This is a genomic window from Methylibium sp., assembly GCF_013817365.1.
GTDB lineage: Bacteria > Pseudomonadota > Gammaproteobacteria > Burkholderiales > Burkholderiaceae_C > Methylibium.
Map to the genome: position 1 here is coordinate 1 of NZ_JACDCU010000434.1, position 3,318 is coordinate 3,318.

At 69.7% G+C, this 3,318-nt stretch carries 3 protein-coding genes and 1 pseudogene; 2 read left to right on the plus strand and 2 right to left on the minus strand.

The window, feature by feature from the left end; translation table 11 throughout:
* Positions 1 to 356: pseudogene (locus H0W38_RS19190) on the minus strand (ATP-dependent DNA helicase RecG); the annotation flags it as partial.
* A 256-nt stretch (positions 357 to 612) separates the two neighbouring features.
* Here H0W38_RS19190 and queA point away from each other — a divergent pair.
* Complete coding sequence (gene queA / locus H0W38_RS19195) at positions 613 to 1,725, plus strand: tRNA preQ1(34) S-adenosylmethionine ribosyltransferase-isomerase QueA (RefSeq protein ID WP_292457165.1); 1,113 nt, start codon at positions 613 to 615, stop codon at positions 1,723 to 1,725.
* 45 nt (positions 1,726 to 1,770) lie between these two features.
* Positions 1,771 to 2,916: a tRNA guanosine(34) transglycosylase Tgt gene (tgt, locus tag H0W38_RS19200; protein ID WP_292457167.1), complete on the plus strand. Its 1,146-nt coding sequence runs from the start codon at positions 1,771 to 1,773 to the stop codon at positions 2,914 to 2,916.
* Positions 2,917 to 2,937: 21 nt separating this feature from the next.
* On the opposite strand, the gene H0W38_RS19205 is transcribed toward tgt, so the two are convergent.
* Positions 2,938 to 3,318, minus strand: a 381-nt coding sequence (locus H0W38_RS19205; protein ID WP_292457169.1) for a CAAX prenyl protease-related protein, incomplete at its 5' end; no start/stop codon positions are given.

Here is a 3,318-nt window from a genome sequence, read left to right on the forward strand (position 1 = left end):
ACGCACGCCCCGACGGCGAGCGCCTTCTGGTGGGACGGGTAGAAGTGCAGGAAGCGCAGCAGCAGCTCGCCGCTGCCGTCGTCGATGTGCACCAGCAGTTGTCGGCGTGCGCGCTGCTCGATGCGGCTGCTGGTGACGACGCCCTCGATCTGCACGGCCTGGCCGTCGCGCGCATCGGCCAGGCGGCTGATCCGGGTTTCGTCTTCATAGCGCAGCGGCAGGTGCAGCGCCAGGTCGATGTCGCGCACGAGGCCGAGCTTTTCGAGCGCGCGCGCGGGGCCGGACTTGGCGGTGGTCGGGCTCGCCGGTCCGGGCGCCTTCGCCGGCTTGCGCGCGACACGCCCAGTCTTGCCCATCGGCTGTGTCTGGCTTCCTTTGTCGGTCGCGGCAGCTGCAACGGCTGGCGCGGCTGCAGACGCTGCGCTCGGCTTCGCAGCGGGGAAGGCATTGCTGGGGCTTGCCGCTGGAGACGCGGTCGTCAGCCGCGGCGCGACAGCCGTCGCGGCCAGGCCGGCTGCAGCGCGAGCGGCAGCCGAGGGGTCGTCGCGGGCTCGGGGCATGGAACAATTCTGCCCCTCGCCTCCGCCAGGCCGGTCCAGCCTGAATGTCCCCATGCCTGTTGCCTCAGACGGCGCGCCCCGCCTCGCTCTCGCCGACTTCGACTTCGCGCTGCCGAGCGAGCTGATCGCCCAGCACCCTGCCGATGAGCGCAGCGCCTCGCGGCTGCTCGACGGTCGCAGCGCGCCACCGGTGGACCGCGCGTTTCGCGAACTGCCCGCTCTGTTGCAGCCCGGTGACCTCCTGGTCTTCAACGACACCCGCGTCATCAAGGCGCGCCTGCGCGGATTCAAGGCGAGTGGCGGCGCGGTCGAGGCGCTCGTCGAGCGGGTGCTGCCGCCGGCTTTGGAAGCGCATGGTGCGGGCCGCGAGGTCTGGGCTCACTTGCGCGCCAGCAAGTCGCCGCGCCCGGGCAGCACGCTTCGCTTCTCCGCGCGCGACGGCAACGCGGCTTTCGAGGCCGAGGTGCTGGGCCGCTGCGGGCCCGATGGCGGGTTGTTCCACCTGCGCTTTCCATCGGACCCCTACGCGCTGCTCGAACGCCACGGCCATGTGCCGCTGCCGCCCTACATCGAGCACACCGACGATGCCGACGACGAACGCCGCTACCAGACCGTGTTCGCGCGCGCGCCCGGCGCGGTGGCCGCGCCGACCGCCGCACTGCACTTCGACGATGCGGTGCTGGCCGCACTCGCCGCGCGGGGCGTCGCAAGTGCCGCCGTGACCCTGCACGTGGGCGCCGGCACATTCCTGCCCGTGCGTGTGGACGACATCGACCGGCACCGCATGCACACCGAATGGTTCGAGCTGCCGGAGGCGACCGCCGAGGCGATCGTGCGCACCCGGGCCGCCGGCGGACGCATCGTCGCCATCGGCACGACCACGCTGCGTGCGCTCGAATCGGCGGCCCGCGGCGGCGATGGCCGGCTGCAGACTGGCGCTCGCGAGACCGACATCTTCATCACGCCGGGCTTCGAGTTCCGCGTGGTCGACGTGCTGCTCACGAACTTTCATCTGCCCAAGAGCACGCTCCTGATGCTGGTCAGCGCCTTCGCCGGCTTCGAGCGCATCCGTGCGCTCTATGCGCATGCGATCGCCGAGCGCTACCGCTTCTTCAGCTATGGCGACGCGATGCTGCTCGAGCGCAGCCGCGGCCCGTCGCGCTGAAGCCGCCGGCAAGGCGGCGAAAACGGCGCTGCGACAATCCGCCCGATGCTTCGCTTCGACCTGCTCGCCACCGAAAACCAGGCCCGACGCGGCCGCTTGACGCTCGCGCACGGCGTCGTCGAAACGCCGGTCTTCATGCCTGTCGGCACCTACGGCACGGTCAAGGGGGTGATGTCGCGCTCGCTCGAGGAAATGGGCGCGCAGATCATCCTAGGCAACACCTTTCACCTCTGGCTGCGCCCGGGGCTGGAGGTGCTGAAACAGTTCGGCGGCCTGCACCGCTTCGAGGGCTGGCAGCGGCCGATCCTGACCGACAGCGGGGGCTTTCAGGTCTGGTCGCTCGGCGAGATGAGGAAGATCAGCGAAGAGGGTGTCAGGTTCGCCTCGCCGGTGAACGGCGACAAGCTCTTTCTCACGCCCGAGATCAGCATGCAGGTCCAGGCCGTGCTGAACAGCGACATCGTCATGCAGTTCGACGAGTGCACGCCCTACGAGAGCAAGGGCCAGCTCACCACCGAGCCGGAGGCCCGCAGTTCGATGGCGCTGAGCCTGCGCTGGGCCGAGCGCTGCAAGGCCGAGTTCGCCCGGCTGGAGAACGCGAACGCGCTGTTCGGCATCGTGCAGGGCGGCATGTTCGAGCATCTCCGGCAGGAATCGCTCGAGGCCCTGGCGGCGATGGACCTGCCCGGCTACGCGGTCGGCGGCGTGAGCGTCGGCGAGCCGAAGGAAGAAATGCTGCGGATCATGGCGCACACCCCCCACCGCCTGCCCGCCGACAAGCCCCGCTACCTCATGGGCGTGGGCACGCCGGAAGACCTGGTCGAGGGTGTGGCCTGCGGCGTGGACATGTTCGATTGCGTGATGCCCACGCGCAACGCTCGCAACGGCCACCTCTTCACCCGCTACGGCGACCTGCGCATCCGCAATTCGCGCTACCGGCTCGACGAGCGGCTGATCGACGAGAGCTGCGGCTGTCAGGCGTGCACGGGCTCGGGCGCCGCAGGAGGCGTGAGCCGGGCCTACCTGCACCACCTCGACCGCTGCGGCGAGATGCTGGCGCCCATGCTCACCAGCATCCACAACCTGCACTACTACCTCAACCTCATGCGCGAGGTGCGTGAGGCGCTGGAGGCGGGTCGTTTCGAGGTCTGGCGTGCGCAGTTCAAGGCGGACCGGGCGCGCGGCGTTTGAGCAGACCTCGCTGGCTCGACGCTACCAATAAGCCCAGTGCCCGCCCCCGACCACCCAGATGCCCAGCACGCCGTTGGTCACTGCGTGCGCGATCACCGGCGCCCACAGCGAGCCGGTGCGCCGGTAGAGCCAGGCATAGGCCAGCCCGGCGATGACCGCGGCCAGCCATTCGGTGTGCGCGAGTGTGAAGACGAAGGTGGAGAGCAGCACCGCCTTCAAGCCGACCGTGCGCGGATCGACCTTCAGGAAATCGACGCGCTCGAGCCAGCGCATGAGGTAGCTGCGCCAGAACAGCTCTTCCATCACCGGCACGACCAGCGCAGCACCGATCCAGCGCACGGCAATGAGGCCCCATTGCAGGTCACCGTTGCCATCGACCGGCATGAACACGGCGCTGGGCAC